17 protein-coding genes are annotated in these 18,804 nt (G+C 62.2%); 10 read left to right on the top strand and 7 right to left on the bottom strand.

Annotated features, from left to right (window positions below):
* Window positions 1–135: 135 nt before the first annotated feature.
* Together amt and AAFO90_RS06920 are read right to left on the bottom strand one after the other, a co-directional pair.
* Window positions 136–1,455: an ammonium transporter gene (amt, locus tag AAFO90_RS06915; protein ID WP_347508903.1), complete on the bottom strand. Its 1,320-nt coding sequence runs from the start codon at window positions 1,453–1,455 to the stop codon at window positions 136–138.
* Window positions 1,456–1,480: 25 nt separating this feature from the next.
* A complete protein-coding gene (locus AAFO90_RS06920; protein ID WP_065271668.1) occupies window positions 1,481–1,819 on the bottom strand; it encodes a P-II family nitrogen regulator in 339 nt (112 codons plus the stop codon).
* Window positions 1,820–2,088: 269 nt separating this feature from the next.
* On the opposite strand from AAFO90_RS06920, the gene AAFO90_RS06925 reads away from it, so the two are divergent.
* The gene (locus tag AAFO90_RS06925) at window positions 2,089–4,335 is read left to right on the top strand and encodes a PBP1A family penicillin-binding protein (protein ID WP_347508904.1); all 2,247 of its coding nucleotides are present in this window, start codon (window positions 2,089–2,091) and stop codon (window positions 4,333–4,335) included.
* 193 nt (window positions 4,336–4,528) lie between these two features.
* Here the strand turns inward: AAFO90_RS06925 and AAFO90_RS06930 are convergent, their stop codons facing one another.
* Together AAFO90_RS06930 and AAFO90_RS06935 are read right to left on the bottom strand one after the other, a co-directional pair.
* Window positions 4,529–5,116 carry an ABC transporter substrate-binding protein gene (locus tag AAFO90_RS06930; RefSeq protein ID WP_065271666.1) on the bottom strand — a complete coding sequence of 196 codons (588 nt, stop codon included), beginning with the start codon at window positions 5,114–5,116 and terminating at the stop codon, window positions 4,529–4,531.
* A gap of 3 nt (window positions 5,117–5,119) precedes the next feature.
* The gene (locus AAFO90_RS06935) at window positions 5,120–5,884 is read right to left on the bottom strand and encodes a VacJ family lipoprotein (protein WP_347508905.1); all 765 of its coding nucleotides are present in this window, start codon (window positions 5,882–5,884) and stop codon (window positions 5,120–5,122) included.
* A 188-nt stretch (window positions 5,885–6,072) separates the two neighbouring features.
* Here AAFO90_RS06935 and AAFO90_RS06940 point away from each other — a divergent pair, with 188 nt between their 5' ends.
* The 6 genes from AAFO90_RS06940 (at window position 6,073) to AAFO90_RS06965 (ending at window position 11,964) form a co-directional block, all read left to right on the top strand.
* Window positions 6,073–7,806, top strand: a complete 1,734-nt coding sequence (locus tag AAFO90_RS06940) for a type I secretion system permease/ATPase (RefSeq protein WP_347508906.1) — start codon at window positions 6,073–6,075, stop codon at window positions 7,804–7,806.
* Window positions 7,803–9,107, top strand: a complete 1,305-nt coding sequence (locus AAFO90_RS06945) for an HlyD family type I secretion periplasmic adaptor subunit (protein WP_347508907.1) — start codon at window positions 7,803–7,805, stop codon at window positions 9,105–9,107. Before AAFO90_RS06940 ends, AAFO90_RS06945 begins: the two co-directional genes overlap by 4 nt.
* Window positions 9,108–9,200: 93 nt before the next feature.
* The gene (locus AAFO90_RS06950; protein ID WP_274830393.1) at window positions 9,201–9,659 is read left to right on the top strand and encodes a RidA family protein; all 459 of its coding nucleotides are present in this window, start codon (window positions 9,201–9,203) and stop codon (window positions 9,657–9,659) included.
* Window positions 9,656–10,429 (top strand): glycerophosphodiester phosphodiesterase family protein, encoded by a 774-nt coding sequence (locus tag AAFO90_RS06955; RefSeq protein ID WP_347508908.1) that lies wholly within the window; start codon window positions 9,656–9,658, stop codon window positions 10,427–10,429. Before AAFO90_RS06950 ends, AAFO90_RS06955 begins: the two co-directional genes overlap by 4 nt.
* Window positions 10,430–10,474: 45 nt before the next feature.
* On the top strand, window positions 10,475–11,662 hold the full coding sequence (locus AAFO90_RS06960) for a GNAT family N-acetyltransferase (RefSeq protein WP_347508909.1): 1,188 nt from the start codon (window positions 10,475–10,477) through the stop codon (window positions 11,660–11,662).
* Entirely contained in the window at window positions 11,659–11,964 is a 306-nt protein-coding gene (locus AAFO90_RS06965; protein ID WP_274830390.1) for a 4a-hydroxytetrahydrobiopterin dehydratase, read from the top strand. Before AAFO90_RS06960 ends, AAFO90_RS06965 begins: the two co-directional genes overlap by 4 nt.
* A gap of 128 nt (window positions 11,965–12,092) precedes the next feature.
* Here the strand turns inward: AAFO90_RS06965 and polA are convergent, their stop codons facing one another.
* Window positions 12,093–14,930, bottom strand: coding sequence for a DNA polymerase I (gene polA, locus AAFO90_RS06970; protein ID WP_347508910.1), 2,838 nt, complete (start codon window positions 14,928–14,930; stop codon window positions 12,093–12,095).
* Between the two features lie 394 nt (window positions 14,931–15,324).
* On the opposite strand from polA, the gene AAFO90_RS06975 reads away from it, so the two are divergent.
* Complete coding sequence (locus AAFO90_RS06975; RefSeq protein WP_347508911.1) at window positions 15,325–16,233, top strand: hypothetical protein; 909 nt, start codon at window positions 15,325–15,327, stop codon at window positions 16,231–16,233.
* A 133-nt stretch (window positions 16,234–16,366) separates the two neighbouring features.
* Here AAFO90_RS06975 and AAFO90_RS06980 read toward each other — a convergent pair whose 3' ends face one another.
* Window positions 16,367–16,549: a zinc-finger domain-containing protein gene (locus tag AAFO90_RS06980; RefSeq protein WP_065271657.1), complete on the bottom strand. Its 183-nt coding sequence runs from the start codon at window positions 16,547–16,549 to the stop codon at window positions 16,367–16,369.
* A gap of 71 nt (window positions 16,550–16,620) precedes the next feature.
* Between AAFO90_RS06980 and AAFO90_RS06985 the strand changes: the two genes are divergently transcribed.
* Together AAFO90_RS06985 and AAFO90_RS06990 are read left to right on the top strand one after the other, a co-directional pair.
* On the top strand, window positions 16,621–17,550 hold the full coding sequence (locus AAFO90_RS06985) for an ABC transporter ATP-binding protein (RefSeq protein WP_347508912.1): 930 nt from the start codon (window positions 16,621–16,623) through the stop codon (window positions 17,548–17,550).
* A gap of 11 nt (window positions 17,551–17,561) precedes the next feature.
* Window positions 17,562–18,029 (top strand): GNAT family N-acetyltransferase, encoded by a 468-nt coding sequence (locus AAFO90_RS06990; RefSeq protein ID WP_347508913.1) that lies wholly within the window; start codon window positions 17,562–17,564, stop codon window positions 18,027–18,029.
* Between the two features lie 102 nt (window positions 18,030–18,131).
* Here the strand turns inward: AAFO90_RS06990 and AAFO90_RS06995 are convergent, their stop codons facing one another.
* A complete protein-coding gene (locus AAFO90_RS06995) occupies window positions 18,132–18,596 on the bottom strand; it encodes a DUF1203 domain-containing protein (protein ID WP_274830386.1) in 465 nt (154 codons plus the stop codon).
* Between the last annotated feature and the right edge of the window lie 208 nt (window positions 18,597–18,804).

An 18,804-nucleotide genomic window follows, 5' to 3' on the forward strand; every position in this document is an offset into this window, starting at 1 on the left:
CGCGCTGCGCGGCGGCTCCGCCGCCCTTGACCCGCAGAGAGGTCTTCGGTGGTAACAAGAGACGGGAAGGGGGCAAAGGAAAACGCGGCCCCCGCAGGAGCCGCGTTTCGATGGTTTTCGAGAGGTGGGAGGCGTTTAGCCTGCCTTGAACTCCGGATAGGCTTCCATGCCCAGTTCCGCCATGTCGAGACCGTTGATCTCGTCTTCTTCGGTGACGCGGATGCCCATGGTGGCCTTCAGGATCAGCCAGACGACGGCGGAGACGATGAAGGTGAAGGCGCCGATGGCAACAAAGCCGGTGATCTGGGTCACGAAGGAGGTACCTTCGGTGTAGAAGGGAACCGCGAAGGTGCCCCAGAAACCTGCAACCAGGTGCACCGGGATGGCGCCAACGACGTCGTCGATCTTCAGCTTGTCCAGCATCGGCACAACGAAGACCACGATCACACCACCAACTGCACCGATCCAGAGTGCGCCGAACAGCGAGGGATCAAGCGGACCCGCGGTGATCGACACCAGACCGGCCAGGGCGCCGTTCAGGGTCATGGTGAGGTCGGGCTTCTTGAACATGATCTGGGTCAGCAGCAGGGCAGCGACAGCACCGGCAGCTGCAGCCATGTTGGTGTTGGCGAAGATGCGCGACACGTCGGTCACATCGCCCACGGTGCCCATCGCCAATTGCGAGCCACCGTTGAAGCCGAACCAGCCGAGCCACAGGATGAAGGTACCCAGGGTCGCCAGAGCCAGGTTGGAGCCGGGCATCGGGATGGTTTTGCCGTCTTTGTACTTGCCGATACGCGGGCCGAGGATCAGAGCGCCTGCCAGGGCTGCGAAACCGCCTGCTGCGTGCACCAGGGTGGAGCCGGCGAAGTCGGAGAAACCCATTTCAGACAGGAAGCCGCCGCCCCACTGCCAGGAGGCTTCGATCGGGTAGATGACGCCGGTCAGGATCGCGACGAAGATCAGGAAGGGCCACAGCTTGATACGCTCGGCCAGGGTGCCGGAGACGATCGAGGCGGTGGTGGCGCAGAACATCAGCTGGAAGAAGAAGTCGGAGCCAACCGAGGCATAATCGAGCGAGGCATCTGCTGCCGCCAGACCAACCGGTTCAAGCGAGGTGACGGAGAACCAGGGGCCCATCACGCCGGAGATCACCCAGTCGCCGGGGTACATCAGGTTGAAACCGATCAGCCAGTACATGATGGCCGCGATCGAGAACAGCGCGATGTTCTTGGTCAGCTGCATGGTCACGTTCTTGGAACGCACCAGGCCTGCTTCGAGCATGGCAAAGCCTGCAGCCATCCAGAACACCAGGAAGCCGCCGATCAGGAACAGCAGGGTGGTAAAGATATAGGGGTTGATGTCGGGGGTTTCTGCTGCCGCGTCCTGCGCCAGTGCCAGGCCCGGAAGGGCGGCAAAGGCCGTGGCGGCAAGAGAGAGTTTCAGTTTACGCATCTGTATTTTCCTCCGAAATGGACGCTTAAAGCGCCTCGAGGTTGGTTTCGCCGGTGCGCACCCGCACGGCCTGTGCCACATCCAGGACAAAGATCTTCCCATCGCCGATCTTGCCGGTGCGGGCGGTGGACGAAATGGTGTCGACCACCTGATCCGCCAGCTCCCCTGGCACCACGATTTCCAGTTTGACCTTGGGGACGAAGTTTACTTCGTATTCCGCGCCACGGTAGATTTCCGTGTGGCCCGCCTGGGCTCCAAAGCCTTTGATTTCCGTCACCATCAGACCTGAAACGCCGATTCCGGTCAGCGCTTCGCGGACCTCCTCGAGTTTGAAGGGTTTGATGGCTGCTATGATCATTTTCATCTCGACACCCTATTTCTGGACCACTTAGGCCGCTCCATTCGCACCTGCAGCAAAGCGGCCACCCCGAGTCGGGGGAACCGGAAGAGCCTGTTTGCAGGGCGGAATGGCGGCCTCTGGCCTAATTATTTTGCTTAAAAAGTGGTCAATGCCTGCATTTTGAGCGTTTTGAGGAGGGAGTTTCCGGCAAAACTGCCCCTCTACAAAGCAGTGGGATCGGTTTATTGTCGCCAAAACGGGCAAACCGGGCAGGACACTGGCAGGATACTGACATGGCACAAGGATCAGGGCGCAAGCCGCTGGTGGCGGATAAACGCTATCCCAAAAGCAGATCCGGCAAAGGGGCAAAGCCCGCGCGCCGGGGCGCACGAAAAGGCAGCTCTGGTGGTGGGATCTTTGGGTTCCTCTTCGGGCGCCGCAAACCTGCCGCAGCGCCCAAGAAGGCCGCGCCGCGGAAAAAGGCAGCAGCGACGCGCAAACCAGCCCCCAAACGCAAACGCGGGCTGATCGGGACCCTGCTGGCACCGTTTCGATGGCTGCTGCGTCTGGTCTGGGGCTTTACCTGGCGCGTCGGGCTGATCTGCACTGGCATCGTCGCCCTGGCGGTCGGCTATCAATACATGAAGCTGCCCGAGGTGACGCAGCTGCTGGATGGGCGGGCGCGTGGCTCGGTCACCCTGCTGGATGCCAAGGGAGAGGTCTTTGCCTGGCGCGGGGATCAGTTTGGCGGCGTCGTAACCACGCAGACCGTGTCGAAACACCTGAAGAACGCGGTGGTCGCCACCGAGGACAAGCGGTTCTACCGGCATTTCGGCGTTTCGCCGCGCGGGATCGCCAGCGCGGTGCGCATCAACCTGAGCGAAGGGCGCGGGCCGCTGTCCGGGCACGGTGGCTCGACCATCACCCAGCAGACGGCAAAGCTGCTGTGCCTGGGCGAGGTCTATGATCCCGACGTCTGGGAGAGTGAACGCGCCTATGAGGCGGACTGCCGTCAGGGCTCCCTTTGGCGCAAGGCGACCGAGGCCGTTTACGCCATGGCGATGGAGGCCAAGTATACCAAGGACGAGATCCTTTCGATCTACATGAACCGGGCCTATATGGGCGGCGGCGCCTATGGCGCCGAGGCGGCGGCGCAGCGCTATTTCGGAAAATCCGCGAACCAGCTGAACGCGGCCGAGGGTGCGATGATCGCCGGTCTTCTGACCGCGCCGTCCTCGCTGGCACCGACCAATAATCTCAAACGCTCGCAGGACCGCGCCGCCACCGTGCTGCGCCTGATGAACGAACAGGGCTATCTGACAACCAAGGAAACCCAATTCGCGCAAAGTCACCCCGCCGAGCTGAGCGAAGCTGCCGAGGCGCGGGCCGGGGGATATTTCGCCGATTGGGTGATGGATACGATCCCCAGCTATTTCGGCGATCAGACCACCGAGGACGTGGTGATCCGCACCACATTGGACCAGCGCCTTCAGAAAGCCGTGGAAGGCGCGGTGGATCATGTGTTTGAGAACAAGGTGCGCGAAGGGTCAAAGGCCCAGGCCGCCATCGTGGTGATGAGCGCCGATGGCGCCGTGCGCGCCATGGTGGGCGGGCGTAAGACGCGCGTGTCCGGCGTCTTCAACCGCGCCACCCAGGCTAAACGGCAGACCGGCTCCGCTTTCAAACCCTTTGTCTATGCCACGGCGCTGGAGCTGGGATACTCGCCGCTCGACCGGGTGCTGGATGCGCCTTATTGCATGGATATTCCGGGATCGGGCGAATGGTGCCCGCAGAATTATACCCGCAAATACTACGGCGAAATCACCCTCACTCAGGCGCTGCGGGATTCGCTGAATATTCCTGCGGTGAAAATTTCCGAAGCGGTGGGCCGCGATCTGGTGCGCCGGGTGGCTGGCGATTTTGGCATCGACAACGAGATGGCCGAAGGTCCGGCGCTGGCGCTGGGCGCCTCGGAAAGCACGCTTCTGGACATGACCGGCGCCTATGCCGGGATCCTCAACGGCGGCTCTTCGGTAACCCCCTATGGGGTGACCTCGCTGAGCCTTGTGGAAGACAGCGAACCGCTGATGGGCTCCAGCGGCGGTATGGGAGAGCGGGTAATCCGCACCAAGGCGGCGCAGCAACTGGTCTGGATGATGGAAAAGGTGATCGCCGAAGGCACCGGACGGCGGGCGCAGATCCCTGGCTGGCAGGCGGCGGGTAAGTCCGGCACCACCCAGGCGGCGCGGGACGCCTGGTTCATCGGCTTCACGGCGGATTACGTCGCCGGGGTCTGGATGGGCTATGACGATAACACGCCGCTGACCGGTGTGACCGGAGGCGGGCTACCGGCCGAGATCTGGCACGAGGCGATGGTGCGGGTGCACGAGGGCCTGGAGCCGAAACCGCTGCCGATGCAGGCGCCGGATCCATTGCCCACGCCGCAACCCTCAGACAGGGATCAGCGTCGCGGCCCCCGGATTGGTCAGGAGCTGGGCCGCGCGGTGGATGGCATCCTGAGGGATATCTTCGGCAACTGAGTTGGCGCCCCCGCCAGGCTGGCGGGGAGAGGTCGCGGCGACCCGTGCAGTCGCGATGCCGCGACCACAGGCAAGGCAACCAGTGGATCATAGTGAAATGTGGCAGGGAGCGGCTCCCGCCCGCTGTTGCTGCCCTGCCGGGCTGCCGCAGCCGTTGGGCCGTGGGCCGCGCATTGCGCGGCGCGGGCAGGGATCAGCTGAGGCGTTTCAGCTCTGAGATCATCTTGTCGATGTCGCCGCGGTTGCGGTCGAGAATGGCGCCGATCTCGGTCCGTTCGGTCAGCAGAAGGTTTACGCCCTCAATATACATATTGAAGAACAGATCCTTGCCGGAGCGGTTGGAGACCAGGAAGGTCACTTCGAACGGCGCCTGCCCCTTGAGATAGGCGGTGGTACTGACCTCGAACCATTTCTTGACGCGCTTCACACCGGTCACCTCGAGACGACCGCCGATGAATTCACGGAACCGCTGCCCATACTTGCGCGAGATATAGCCCTGAAAGGCGTCAGAGAAGGCCCGTTTCTGCGCTGCCGAGGCGCGGCGAGCATCGACGCCCATCGCATAGGCAGCAATATAAGAGGTGTCGCTGTACTGGCCAAAGATCCGCTCGAAATCGCGGTACATGGCATTTTCGGACTTGCCCGAGGCAATGACGCGATTGATGTCAGTGACAAGATTGTCGATCAACCGGCTGGCCGAGTTTTCGTTCAAAGCCCAGAGCGCACTGGGCGCGGTGATGGTTGCAGCACCAGCTGCGGCAAGAAACATACGGCGGTTCATCGTTCAAAACCCTTCGGTATCCAGTTCAAACGGATCGATCTCTGTGATCTCACTGCTTTCGCCCAGCTCAAAACGGCGGTTCTGAAGGTAGATCAGACGGGCCTGCGCATAGCTGTCGGCGCTTTCGTAGAGAATCGAATCCACGGTATCAGAATATCTTCCACGGTCTCCAAGCCGACGCACGATCTCTGCGTAGACACCGATGTTGTCGGCTGGATTATGCTCAGCAAAGGAAATGGGATTGGTGAAAAAATCAACGGCGATGCCCACCGCGTCACGGGTTGTTGAAGGACCGTAAACCGGCAGTTCCACATAGGCGCCTTCGCCGACGCCCCAGACGTGCAGCGTTTCACCGAAATTGGTATCGACCGGCGGAATGTCAAAGGCACTGGCCGGATCGCCGAGGCCGCCGACGCCGACGATGGTGTTGATGGCAAACCGCGCCAGTGCGATGCCGGATTCCTTTAGGTTACCCTGAAGCAGTGCGTTGACCGCTTGGCCCGGCATCGAGAGGTTCTCAGCAAAATGTGAAAAGCTCGTGACCATGGGGTCGGGGACGATCGCGACATAGCTTTTGGAGGCCGGACGGAAGGCCACGCGGTCAAGGCCAAGGTTGAACCGATGCACTGCCCGGTTCGTATTTTCATAGGGATCGAAGATCTCGCCCGCAGCTTTTGCCGCCGGATCCTGTGTCGCGCAGCCAGCCAAAAGCAGGGCTGATACAAGCAGGGCAGAGAGCGTTGCAAATGATCGCGTAAAAAAAGTCATCGGGTCTGGGTTTCCCTTGGTCCAAATTTGGAGCACACCGTGCGCACTTATTGGGAATCCTTCTGCTTCCCACCCTTTGAAGGCCTTGATTGTGAAACTGTGGCAGAATTGGAACAGGTTTTCTGCGGGCAGCTCGCTGCCCTGCTTTAGTATGAACAGGCGCGCTTGAACAGGTATTGGAACGAGAGATGAAGGAAAAAAATATAAAACCGGGATTTGATGAGCTTCGGTATGTGCGTCGCCGCAACCGTGGGCTTTTCTGGTCTACCGGAGTCTTCAGCTTTTTCGTGAACATGCTGATGCTGACCGGCCCGCTTTATATGATGCAGGTCTATGACCGGGTCCTGGGCAGCCGCTCAGAAGCAACCCTGGTGGCCCTGTCGCTCCTGGTGGTGTTCCTTTACGGCATGATGGGTCTTCTGGATTACGCCCGTGGCCGGATCCTGGCCCGGGCCGGAGCCCGGTTCCAGGCGGCGCTGGACCAGCGGGTGTTCGATGCCATGATCCGCCGCTCGGCGGTGGCGCGCGACCCGGTCGCCCAGACCGGCCTCAGCGACCTGGAATCCATCCAGCGGCTGATTTCCTCGCCGGTTCTGGGCGCCGCTTTCGACCTGCCGTGGACTCCGGTGTTTCTGGCCGGGATTGCCCTCTTTCACCCCTATCTGGGGCTGCTGGCGCTCACCGGTGGCGCGGTGCTGATCGGGATTGCCCTTCTCAACCAACTGCTGAGCCGTACGCCGCTGCAAAAAGCCAATATGTCCGGCCACAAGGCCAACCTGATGTCCGAGGAAATCCGCACCGAGGCGGAGATGATCCAGTCTATGGGGATGCGCGGCGCCGCCTTCCAGCGCTGGCAGAAGGCGCGTTCGGCCGCGCTGAAGGACAATATCGCGGCCAATGACACCGGCGGCGGCTTCACCACCCTCACCAAGACGCTGCGATTGTTTCTGCAATCGGCGATGCTGGGGCTGGGCGCCTATCTGGTGCTGCAGGGCGAGATGACGCCCGGGGCGATGATCGCCGGGTCGATCCTGATGGGCCGGGCGCTGGCCCCGATCGAACTGGGTCTCGGCCAGTGGCCCATGGTGCAGCGCGCCATGAAAGGCTGGAGCAACCTCGGCGAACTTCTGGCCAAGGTGCCGCCGGAACAGGAGCGCACCGCGCTGCCGCAACCCAAGGCGCTGCTCGAGGTGCAGGGGCTGGCGGTGGTGCCGCCCGGTGACAACAAGGCGCAGCTGCGCAACGTGTCGTTCCGGGTGCAGCCGGGACAGGCCATCGGCGTGATCGGCCCGTCGGGATCGGGTAAATCCACCCTGGCCAAGGCGCTGACCGGGGCCTGGCGCCCAGCGGCGGGCACGGTGCGGCTGGATGGGGCTTCCATTGATCAATATGCGCCGGAGGTTCTGGGCCGCCACATCGGTTACCTGCCGCAGCGGGTACAGCTGTTTGACGGCACCATCGCCCAGAACATTGCCCGGCTGTCTCAGGAGCCTGATGCCGAAAAGGTTGTTGCCGCCGCCAAAAAGGCTGCCGCGCATGATATGATCGTCAAGCTGCCTGACGGCTATGACACCGCGGTTTCTTCCGGTGGAGGGCGTCTGTCCGGCGGTCAGATGCAGCGGGTTGCTTTGGCGCGCGCGCTTTATGATGATCCGGTTTTCGTCATTCTGGACGAGCCCAATTCGAACCTCGACAATGATGGATCGGTGGCGCTCAATCAGGCGATCAAACAGCTCAAGGCCGAAGGAAAATCGGTGATGATCATGGCCCACCGTCCAGCGGCCATTCAGGAATGCGATCTGCTGCTGGTGATCGACCAGGGCGTGCAGACCGCCTTTGGCCCCAAGGACAAGGTACTGCAGGAAATGGTCGCGAACCATCAGACGATCCGCAAGGCACGGGCCCCCGGAGGTGTACAATGAGCGTAGAAAAAGACTGGTCCGCCCGGCGTCCGCTGGCCATCGGGCTTCTTGGACTACTGATCCTGGTCGGTGGGTTTGGAACCTGGGCGGTGATGTCCTCGATTGCGGGCGCAGTTGTGGCGACCGGCCGGATCGAGGTGGATCGCAACCGTCAGGTGGTTCAGCATCTGGATGGTGGCATCGTATCGGAAATCCTGGTCGATGAAGGCGATACCGTTGCCGCCGGGCAGACGCTGCTGCGTCTTGATGCGGCCGAACTGCACTCGCGGCTGGTGATCACCGAAGGCCAGCTGTTCGAGATGATGGCCCGCCGTGGGCGGCTTGAGGCCGAGCGCGACGAGGCGGAGGAAATCACGTTTGACGCCGAACTGGTGGCTCTGGCCCCCGAGCGGCCCGAGGTGCGCGACCTTATGGAGGGGCAGCAGCGTCTGTTTCTGGCCCGCCGGGATTCCACTGCCCGCGAGATCGAGCAACTGGAAAAGCGCCGCGCCCAGATCAACGATCAGATCGTCGGGATCAAGGCGCAGCAGGATTCCATGCGGGTGCAGCTGGAGCTGATCGGCGAAGAGCTGAAGAACCAGCAGACCCTGCTGGAGCGCGGGCTGGCTCAGGCTGGAACGGTTCTGAACCTGCGCCGCACCGAGGCGAACCTCAGCGGCTCTCTGGGGGAGCTTCTGGCCAATCAGGCCCAGGCCGAAGGCCGTATCACCGAAATCGACATCCAGATCCTGACGCTTGGCTCGCGCCAGCGCGAGGAGGCGATCACCCGGCTACGTGATCTGCGCTATCAGGAACTAGAGCTGGCCGAAACCCGCCGCTCGGTTCTGGAGCGGCTGAACCGGCTCGATATCACCGCGCCGGTCTCGGGCGTTGTCTATGGTATGCAGGTCCACACGCCGCGCTCGGTGATCCGCCCGGCAGAGCCGGTGCTGTATCTGGTACCGCAGGACCGGCCGCTGGTGATCGCGGTGCAGGTCGTGCCGACGGATATCGATCAGATCTTTGTCGGTCAGTCGGTTACGCTGCGCTTCTCGGCGCTGGATCAGCGCCAGACTCCGGAACTCTTTGGCAAGGTGACGCAGGTCTCTGCTGACGCTTTTGAGGACGAAGGCACGCGGGTCTCTTACTACCGCGCCGAGATCGAGTTGAACGAAGGCGAGCTGGAAAGACTGCCTGCGGATACCGCCCTTATCCCGGGCATGCCGGTGGAAAGCTATATCCGCACCAAGGATCATTCGCCCATGGCCTATCTGCTGAAACCGCTGAGCGATTATTTCGTCAAGGCCTTCCGCGAAACCTGATCACGCGGGCCGCCGACAGAGCGTTTTGCTCTTTTCGGCGGCCTGCTTCGGCGCTAGCGTCGCCTCCAAACAGTGATCTGGAGGACAGCCGTCATGAGCATCGAAGCCAAACTTGCAGAACTGGGCGTTACCCTGCCCGAAGCCCCGGCACCGGCGGCAAACTACGTGCCCTACGTCGTGGCAGGGGACATGGTTTATGTCTCCGGTCAGATTTCGGCGGATGAAAGCGGGCTGATTACCGGCACCCTTGGCGATGACATGGAGGTCGAGGCTGGTCAGGCGGCGGCAAAACGCTGCGCCATCGCGCTTCTGGCACAGTTGAAGGCGGCTTGCGGCGGTGATCTGGAGCGTCTGGTGCGGGTCGTGAAACTGGGCGCCTTTGTCAATTCCACCGCCGATTTCACCCAGCAGCCGCAGGTGGTGAACGGTGCCTCCGATTTCCTGGTGGCGGCGCTTGGCGATGCCGGTCGGCACGCGCGCTCCGCCGTCAGCAGCCCCTCTCTGCCGCTCGGCGTTGCTGTTGAAATCGACGCGGTGTTCCAGATCAAATGAGGCCCGCGCTACCCGCCCCGTTCCTGAAGCTGCCGGTGGCGCATCGCGCGCTGCACGATCTGGCGGCGGGGCGGCCTGAAAACAGCCGCGCGGCGATCCGCGCGGCCATCGCGGCGGGTTATGCGATCGAAATCGATCTGCAACTCTCTGCCGACGGGCAGCCGATGGTGTTTCACGACGATACGCTGGAGCGGCTGACCGAAGAGACCGGCCCGGTCCGGGCGCGCACGGCAGAGGCGCTGCGCCGGATCCCACTGAGCGGCGGCGATGGTGAATGCATACCGGATTTCGCCGAAGTGCTGCAGCTGGTGGCGGGGCAGGCGCCGCTGCTGATCGAGATCAAGGATCAGGACGGCCAGATGGGCGCGAACGTGGGGGCGCTGGAACGGGCCGCCGTGGCGGCCTTGCAGGGCTATGACGGGCCGGTGGCGCTGATGTCCTTCAACCCGCATTCGGTGGCGGAACTGGCGCGTCTTGCGCCTCATATCGCGCGCGGCATCGTCACCAGCGCCTATGTGCCGGAAGAGTGGCCTGAACTGCCCCGCGCGGTCTGCAACGATCTGCGCAATATCCCGGATTTTGACCGGGCAGAGGCCTGTTTCATCAGCCACGAAGCCAGCGATCTGGCACGGCCCCGGGTGCAGGCGTTGCGCGATGCCGGGGTTCCGGTGCTGTGCTGGACCATAACCTCGCCTGCCGAAGAGGCGGAGGCGCGCAGCTATGCTGACAATGTGACCTTTGAGAATTATCTTTCCCCGCTGCCGTCTTGATCCGCCCCGTACAGGGGCCAGATACTGATGAGCAAAGGAGGCCGCATGGATCAGGCACAGATCGAAATTCAGGTTCTGGAGTCCCTGTCGCAGATCGCGGCCAAGGACTGGGACGCCTGCGCCTGCCCCGAGGCCGCGGATGGTGGGCGCCCGCTCGATCCCTTTACCACCCATAGGTTTCTGCTGGCCTTGGAGCAAAGCGGATCGGTCGGGCGCGGCACTGGCTGGCAGCCGCAGTATCTGACCGCCTATCAGGACGGGCAGCTGATCGCCTGCGCGCCGCTTTATGCCAAATCGCACAGCCAGGGCGAATATATCTTCGATCACAACTGGGCCCATGCCTATGAGCAGGCGGGCGGGCGTTATTATCCCAAGCTGCAGATCGCGGTGCCCTTTACCCCCGCAACCGGTCGCCGCCTGCTGGTGCGTCCAGGGGCCGAGGGCATCGGCCATTCGGCGCTGGTGCAGGGCGCGGTGCAACTGGCGGCGGACAATCGTGTTTCTTCGCTGCACGTGACCTTCTGCACCGAGGAGGAAGCGCAGATCGGTTCCGAAATCGGATTGATGAGCCGCGCCACCCAGCAATATCACTGGCTGAACGACGATTATGCCGATTTCGCCGATTTCCTTGCAGCCCTGTCGTCACGCAAGCGAAAGACCCTGCGCAAGGAACGGCGGCAGGCGCAGGCGTTTGGCGGTGAGATCGCCTGTTACACTGGCGCTGATCTGCGCCCCGAACACTGGGATGCCTTCTGGGAGTTCTATCAGGACACCGGCAGCCGTAAATGGGGCTCTCCCTACCTCAGCCGCGCCTTCTTCGAAATCGCGCATGAGGTCATGGCGGATGACATGTTGCTGGTGCTGGCCGAACGGGACGGGCGCCCGGTTGCCGGGGCGCTGAACTTCATCGGTCGTGAGACGCTCTATGGCCGCTACTGGGGCTGCATCGAGCATCACCCGTTCCTGCATTTCGAACTGTGCTATTATCAGGCGATTGAACAGGCCATCGCGATGGGGCTGAAGCGGGTCGAGGCCGGCGCGCAGGGTGAGCACAAGCTGGCGCGCGGTTATTTGCCGACGCAGACGCACAGCCTGCATTGGATTGGTGATCCCGGGTTCGCAGATGCGGTACAACGCTATCTGGAGGCCGAGCGGGCTGCGGTCGAGGAAGAGATCGAGATCCTTACCGACTATGGTCCGTTCCGAAAGGCACAAGTGGAGGAACAGGAATGACCGAGAAACTCTCCGAGGCCACCCGTGGCCCGCTGCTGGATCCGCTGTTCGCTGCGGGCTGGAGCATGGTGGAAGGGCGCGATGCCATCACCAAGGTCTACCTGTTCGCAGGTTTCGACGAGGCCTTTGGCTGGATGACCCGAGCGGCGATCTGGGCGGAAAAGTGGAACCACCATCCGGAGTGGCGCAATATCTACAATCGGGTCTGGGTGGTTCTAACCACCCATGATGTGGGCGGGCTCAGCGCGCAGGATGCCAAGCTGGCGCGCAAGATGGATGCTCTGTTTGGCCGGGTTGAGTAGGCGCGCGGCCAACCCAGCCTGCAGGTAAAAAGCCAGTAACTGAAAGATATACCCCCGGCTGCTTGGCAGCCGGGGGTACTTCTAGGCCTGGGATCAGGTTGGAACAGGTTGGATCAGGGCGGGCGCGCTTAGTGGGCTTCGGCCCAGTTGTCGCCGGTGCCGGCATCGACGGTCAGTTTCACATCCAGATGCACCGCCGGATCTGCGGCGCTTTCCATTACCCGGCGAGCGGTCTCGGTGGTTTCCTCCACTGCCGACTCGGGCACCTCGAAGATCAATTCGTCGTGCACCTGCAACAGCATCTTGGCGGGCAGGTGGGCGATGGCATCCGGCATCCGGACCATGGCGCGGCGGATCACGTCGGCGGCTGTGCCCTGGATGGGCGCGTTGATCGCGGCCCGTTTGGCAAAACCGGCGCGCGGTCCCTTGGCGTTGATCTCGGGCGTGTGGATCTTGCGCCCGAACAGGGTCTGCACGTGGCCGTGCTCCTTGGCGAACTCCACGGTGCTGTCCATGTATTTGCGGATACCGGGGAAACGTTCGAAATAGCGGTCGATGAAGCCCTGCGCCTCGGCCCGCGGGATGCGCAGATTGCGCGCCAGGCCAAATCCCGAGATGCCGTAGATCACACCAAAGTTGATCGCCTTGGCCTTGCGGCGGATGTCGGGCGTCATTTCATCCAGCGGCACGTCAAAGACCTCGGAGGCGGTCATGGCGTGAATGTCCAGCCCGTCGGCAAAGGCCTGTTTCAGCGTGCCGATATCGGCCACATGGGCGAGAATGCGCAGTTCGATCTGGCTGTAGTCGAGCGACAGCAGCTTGTTGCCGGTCTCCGCCACGAATGCCTCGCGGATGCGGCGGCCTTCCTCGGAGCGGACGGGGATGTTCTGCAGGTTCGGATCGGCGGATGCCAGCCGTCCGGTGTTGGCGCCGGTCTGCACGTAGGATGTGTGCACCCGGCCCGTTTCCGGGTTGATGTGATCCTGCAGCGCATCGGTGTAGGTCGATTTCAGTTTCGACAATTGCCGCCAGTCCAGCACCCGCGCGGGCAGCTCGTGCTCGGTGGCGAGTTCTTCCAGGATATCGGCGCCGGTGGCATAGGCGCCGGTCTTGCCTTTCTTGCCGCCTTCGATGCCCATCTTGTCGAACAGGATCTCGCCCAGCTGTTTCGGGCTGCCGACGTTGAAGCTTTCACCGGCGAGGGTGTGGATCTCATCCTCCAGCGCCGCCATTTTCTGGGCAAAGGCGTTGGACATGCGGCTCAGCGTGTCGCGGTCCACCTTGATGCCGTGACGTTCCATCCGGGCCAGCACCGGCGACAGGGGGCGTTCCAGCGTTTCATAAACGGTGGTGACCTTTTCGCGGTGTAGCTGCGGCTTGAACGTCTTCCACAGGCGCAGGGTGATATCGGCGTCCTCGGCTGCGTAAGGCACGGCATCGGCAATCGGCACCCGGTCGAATGTGATCGCGGATTTGCCTGTGCCCAAGAGAGGCTTGATCGGGATCGGCGTGTGATCGAGGTACCGTTCCGAAAGCGTGTCCATTCCATGGCCATGCTCGCCCCCGTGCAGGGAGTATGACAGCAGCATGGTGTCATCATAGGGCGCCACGGTGATGCCATCCGCAAAGCCCGCTCCGCGTTGGCGGGCCATGATCTTGGCATCGTATTTCATGTTCTGGCCGATCTTGATGATCGCGGGATCCTCAAGCACCGGTTTCAGCATCGAAAGTACCGTGTCGAAATCCATCTGGCCCTCGGCCAGCGCGTCCGATCCAAAAAGATCGTCGCTGCCTGCCTCGGCCTTGTGGGTGAGGGGGATATAGCAGGCTTCGCCCGGCTCCACACACAGGGAGACGCCAACCAGATCAGCGGTCATTTCATTGAGGCCGGTGGTCTCGGTGTCAAAGGCAACCCAGCCGCGGCCCCGGATCCGGTCGATCCAGACCTGCAGCGCCTCGGCATCGCGCACGCATTCGTATTTTTCGGCGTCGAAAGGCACGGCCTCTGCCGGATCGTCCTCTGCTGCCGCAGCGGGGGTAGCGGTGGGTTCCGGGATCACCGGCGCTTCGCGGCCCATCTGCTTGGCCATCCGGGCGCTGAGGGTGCGGAACTCCATCTCGGTCAGGAAATTCAGCACCGTATCCGGATCGGGTTCGCGCAGTTCCAGATCATCAAGCGAAAAGTCGAGCGTCATGTCGCAGTCCAGCTGCACCAGCTTTTTCGACAGTTCGATCTGGTCGCGTTTCTCGATCAAGGTTTGGCGGCGCTTGGGCTGTTTGATTTCTTCGGCGCGGTCCAGCAGCTCATCAAGGCTGCCGAACTCATTGATCAGCAGCGCGGCGGTCTTGATCCCGATGCCCGGCGCGCCGGGGACGTTATCGACGCTGTCACCTGCCAGTGCCTGCACATCGACCACCCGGTCGGGGCCGACGCCGAATTTTTCCATCACGCCGTCACTGTCGATGCGCTTGTTCTTCATCGCGTCCAGCATTTTGACGCCGCCGCCGACCAGCTGCATCAGGTCCTTGTCCGAGGAAATGATGGTGCAGCGCCCGCCCGCATCGCGTGCCTGATGGGCCAGGGTGGCGATGATGTCGTCGGCTTCGAAACCTTCGATCTCCTTGCAAGCGATGTTGAAGGCACGGGTGGCGTCGCGGGTCAGCGGGAACTGCGGACGCAGGTCTTCGGGCGCAGGCGGGCGGTTGGCCTTGTAAAGATCATAAAGATCGTTGCGGAAGGTCTTGCCCGAGTGATCGAAGATGACTGCCACATGTGTGGGCGCATCGGGGCCGGTATTGGTCTCGATATATTTCACCAACATGTTGCAAAAACCCGCGACGGCGCCGATTGGCAGCCCGTCGGACTTGCGCGTCAGCGGCGGCAGCGCGTGGTAGGCCCGAAAGATGAAGGCCGAGCCGTCGATCAGGTGAAGATGGCAGCCTTTGCCGAATTGCGTACCGCTCATGACTGTCGCGCTCCTTCCCGGGAAACTGTTCGTGTTCTGTTTTCGGGTTATCGGTGATCCGATGGCCAAGGGCAATTGGAGTTTCCGCAAAGCCGGGCAATCAGCAGGATTGCGGCGCATGGGTAAGGACGGCCCGCTTCCCTTTTGCCGGGGAGGGGCGGGGGCTGTCCGGCCTATCGGCCTGACGAGATACCAAGATTGGCGGCACGAAAACCGGGCATCAGGCCAGCTGTAAACAGTCTGTTTCCACCCTGTGTTGGCGGTTTTTCTCCGGCATTTTAAGTTTCTGGTGTATCAAGCGTCAATCGCGCGTGCCCGAGGTGGGAGCCTGGGGGGACGCTGAATTTGGAAAAATCTGTTCCACCAACCTTGCGTTTGAGTGAAGGAGAACCGGATGCCGGATTATGCAAAGGTCTTCAATTATGAAGCAGAAGGGCTGTCCTACACGGTCTCCCTTTATGAGGAAAATGGCGAATTCTTTGCCGATATTTCGGTCGTCGAAGGGGCGATGGATGTGAATGCCGTCTATTTTGGCGACGACGACTTTTCGGGTGACAGCGCCTCGCTGGATGGTCCGCTCAACATGAACGGGACCCGGCTTGAAGGCGATAAGATCCAGTGGGACGATGCTGCAGCGCTGAGCGATCCGGGTCTTGGTCCGGAGGGGGAAGACAAGGAAACCTATCTGTCGGATGGCGATACGCTGACGGTGTCTCTGGATGTCGATAGCCTTGAGGATATTGATATTTTCGGTATTCGGGCCACCTCGACAACCACTGATGCGGGATCGATCAAGGGCGTTTCCACGGACCCCGAAGAGCCGGAGGTGCCCGAGGAGCCGGAAGACCCCACCTACAGCAAGATCTTCTTTGGTGAGGAGTTCTCTGACACGGGCGCGCCCCTGGGCGGTACCTATATTCTGGACGAAGAACCCGATCCGAACCCCTATAACAACATCGCACTGCCCGAGGGCACCGAGCCGACCTTTGAAAACTACCTGTCCTACTTCGATACGGACGAGGTCTATGGCGAAGTAACCTCAATCGAATCCATCATCTTCTATGGCGATGGCGCGGATGGGGAACCCGAGGAACTGTTCCGAATCGATGCACCCGAAGGCGGCTTTCAGGATGCTGATGAGGTGCTGATGGCCTATGATGACGCGCTTGAGGGCCTCTCGGCCTCTGGCGATGAGTCCGGTCAGGAGCTCATGGCGGCGCTGAGCCTTGAGCCGGATGCAGAGAGTGACGCGGGCGCGGGCGAAGAGGCGGCTATGGAAGAGGACGAGCTCGACATGGTCTGAGCCCACGGGCCAGATAGCGGATAATTCCGAGCTGACTGGCCCAAATGACGATAGAATATAGAAAAGGCGCCTCCGGTCTCCCGTGGGCGCCTTTCGTCGTCTCAGGCATGCTGATCTGCCGGAAAAGGTGGGATCAGTTGGCTTTACCTTCGAAATCCTTGTGGATGTACTTGCAGTCGCAATAGGGGCATTCGACCCAGCCGGTATCCTCGGGGATCTGCAGGTAGACCCGCGGATGTCCCAGCGCGCCTTCGCCGCCGTCGCAGGCGACACGGTAGCTGTCAACGATCTTGGTTTCAGGCGCTTCGATGGTCATCGGCTGGCGATCCTCTTGCTGATGGGGTAGGGGCTTTATGTGACAGGACAGCCGAGGGAGCAAGAGCCGCGATGACTGATGATGCAATCCGGATCGAAAGCTTGCGCAAAACCTACAAGGGCGGCAAGGGCCAGCCCGAGAAACACGCGCTGAAGGGCATCGATCTGACGGTGCCGCGCGGATCGGTCTTTGGGCTGCTCGGGCCGAACGGGGCCGGCAAGTCCACCCTGATCAACATCCTTGCGGGGCTGGTGGTAAAAACCAGCGGCAAGGTGACGATCTGGGGCTTTGATCAGGACGAAAATCCGCGCCAGAGCCGCGCCTCGATCGGGGTGATGCCGCAGGAGCTGAATCTGGACCCCTTCTTCACCCCACGCGGCGCGCTGGAGGTGCAGGCGGGTCTTTATGGCGTGCCGAAATCCGAACGCTACAGCGATGAGATCCTGCGCATGATCGGGCTGGAGGACAAGGCCGAAGCCTATGCCCGGACCCTGTCGGGCGGCATGCGGCGGCGGCTGTTGCTGGGCAAGGCGCTGGTGCACCGCCCCAATATCCTGGTGCTCGATGAACCCACCGCCGGGGTGGATATCGAGCTGCGTCAGATGCTGTGGGAAAACGTGCGCAAGCTGAACCAGCAGGGCATGACCATCATCCTCACCACCCATTATCTGGAAGAGGCCGAAGAGATGTGCGACGAGATCGCCATCATCAACCAGGGCGAAGTGGTGGCGCGCGACAGCACCGCGAATCTGCTGGGCCGTCTCGATGCCCGCGCCATGGTGGTGCATCCGGCCGCACCGGTGAACGATCTGCCAAAAGGCGAAGGCATCGAGTCCGAGCTGCGCGGTGATGGCGCCGTGGTACTGCGCTATCACAGCCAGAAAACCAGCGCCGAGGATGTGCTGGCCGCCGTGCGCGCCGCCGGGATCTCGATTCGCGATGTGAAGACCGAAGAGGCGGATCTGGAGGATGTCTTCCTCGCGCTTACGAAATCTGCCTGAGGGGCACCCCGATGCGCATTCGTCCATTCGAGCAGCGTGATGCGGCGGATTGGGGCCGCATCTTTCATGCCGCCGTGCACGGGATCGGCGCGCGGGACTACACCCCGGCGCAATGCGTGGCCTGGAGCCCGGAGGAAGCGCCCGCCGATGTGATCGAGCAGCGCGCAACTGATGGGCGGCAGATCTGGGTGGCGGCGGATGAGGAGGGCGTGGCGCAGGGGTTCATCGAGCTGGAGCCGGATGGCCATATCGACTGTTTCTACATCGCGCCGGATCATGCGGGCACCGGGATCGGCGCCGCGCTTTATGCCGCGCTGGAAGAAGAAGCCCACAGGCGTGGTCTTGATAGCCTTTACGTCGAGGCCAGCGAAGCCGCCCGCCGGTTCTTCCTGCGGCAAGGCTTCACCGAAAAGGGGCGCCGCGATTTCATCCGCCGGGGCGTGGCCATGCATAACTATGCCATGGGGAAAGCGCTGTAGGCGCCAACCTGTTGGTCCGGCCGCCAGGCCGGGCAGCGCCCAACCCTCGCCCAGGGAGGGCGCGTTGCACCCACCCTGGGTCGGGCGCTGGCCTACTTGCATTCACTCTCGATCAATTCGCGCCTGATAGCAGTTGTTGCGGGCCGATCGGATGTGGATATAGGCGATGCGGGGATCGGCGAAGATCTCCTCGGCCTGTCCCATCATGCGCTCCGCCTCCACCACCGCGCCGGTGCCATAGACGATACGGTCATCCTGTCCGTAACCCTTGATCAGATAATCGGGAGAGCCTTGCAGCACCTCGGGCATCGCGTCCCCTTCGTGGCGGGAGCATTCCTCTGCACAAAGAAAAATCGGCCCGACCTCGGCATAGGGCTGCGGGGTGGGAAAGGGACGGTGGGCAAGGATCAGCATCCCGGCGCCTTCGGGGATGTAGCGCAGGCAGTGGCGGCAGGGATTTCCGGCTCCGCCTGATGTGCTACGTTCCGGTGTCTGGCCGTTTGCATCAAGGCCTCCGGCCTGCAGGGCGCGGGCGGTGTCGGTTGTAAGGGCGGTGATTGTCAGCATGTCTGTCTCCTGTTCTGACGCGACATTGCCCGCAGTGTCAGGGCGGTGGCGACCCGGATCCTGCGCATCTGGCTGATGGTGAAAGCAGGCAGAGGCTCCCGCCTGTTTCAAAACCGGCAAGGCCGGATTTTCCCCGGTTGGGCGTGGCGCGGATCCCCCTTCGGGCGGGATCCGCGGGGCGGCACCCTGTAGCGGAATGGGTGACTCG

This window comes from Phaeobacter sp. CAU 1743 (genome assembly GCF_039839315.1).
Classification (GTDB): domain Bacteria; phylum Pseudomonadota; class Alphaproteobacteria; order Rhodobacterales; family Rhodobacteraceae; genus Phycobacter; species Phycobacter gallaeciensis_A.

Coding starts and splice junctions, on each gene's coding strand:
- AAFO90_RS06940 (WP_347508906.1), top strand. CDS start 6,073: ATGAAGGAAAAAAATATAAAACCGGGATTTGATGAGCTTCGGTATGTG.
- AAFO90_RS06930 (WP_065271666.1), bottom strand. CDS start 5,116: ATGAACCGCCGTATGTTTCTTGCCGCAGCTGGTGCTGCAACCATCACC.
- AAFO90_RS06935 (WP_347508905.1), bottom strand. CDS start 5,884: ATGACTTTTTTTACGCGATCATTTGCAACGCTCTCTGCCCTGCTTGTA.
- AAFO90_RS06955 (WP_347508908.1), top strand. CDS start 9,656: ATGAGGCCCGCGCTACCCGCCCCGTTCCTGAAGCTGCCGGTGGCGCAT.
- AAFO90_RS06975 (WP_347508911.1), top strand. CDS start 15,325: ATGCCGGATTATGCAAAGGTCTTCAATTATGAAGCAGAAGGGCTGTCC.
- AAFO90_RS06965 (WP_274830390.1), top strand. CDS start 11,659: ATGACCGAGAAACTCTCCGAGGCCACCCGTGGCCCGCTGCTGGATCCG.
- amt (WP_347508903.1), bottom strand. CDS start 1,455: ATGCGTAAACTGAAACTCTCTCTTGCCGCCACGGCCTTTGCCGCCCTT.
- AAFO90_RS06945 (WP_347508907.1), top strand. CDS start 7,803: ATGAGCGTAGAAAAAGACTGGTCCGCCCGGCGTCCGCTGGCCATCGGG.
- polA (WP_347508910.1), bottom strand. CDS start 14,930: ATGAGCGGTACGCAATTCGGCAAAGGCTGCCATCTTCACCTGATCGAC.
- AAFO90_RS06995 (WP_274830386.1), bottom strand. CDS start 18,596: ATGCTGACAATCACCGCCCTTACAACCGACACCGCCCGCGCCCTGCAG.
- AAFO90_RS06985 (WP_347508912.1), top strand. CDS start 16,621: ATGACTGATGATGCAATCCGGATCGAAAGCTTGCGCAAAACCTACAAG.
- AAFO90_RS06980 (WP_065271657.1), bottom strand. CDS start 16,549: ATGACCATCGAAGCGCCTGAAACCAAGATCGTTGACAGCTACCGTGTC.
- AAFO90_RS06920 (WP_065271668.1), bottom strand. CDS start 1,819: ATGAAAATGATCATAGCAGCCATCAAACCCTTCAAACTCGAGGAGGTC.
- AAFO90_RS06990 (WP_347508913.1), top strand. CDS start 17,562: ATGCGCATTCGTCCATTCGAGCAGCGTGATGCGGCGGATTGGGGCCGC.
- AAFO90_RS06960 (WP_347508909.1), top strand. CDS start 10,475: ATGGATCAGGCACAGATCGAAATTCAGGTTCTGGAGTCCCTGTCGCAG.
- AAFO90_RS06950 (WP_274830393.1), top strand. CDS start 9,201: ATGAGCATCGAAGCCAAACTTGCAGAACTGGGCGTTACCCTGCCCGAA.
- AAFO90_RS06925 (WP_347508904.1), top strand. CDS start 2,089: ATGGCACAAGGATCAGGGCGCAAGCCGCTGGTGGCGGATAAACGCTAT.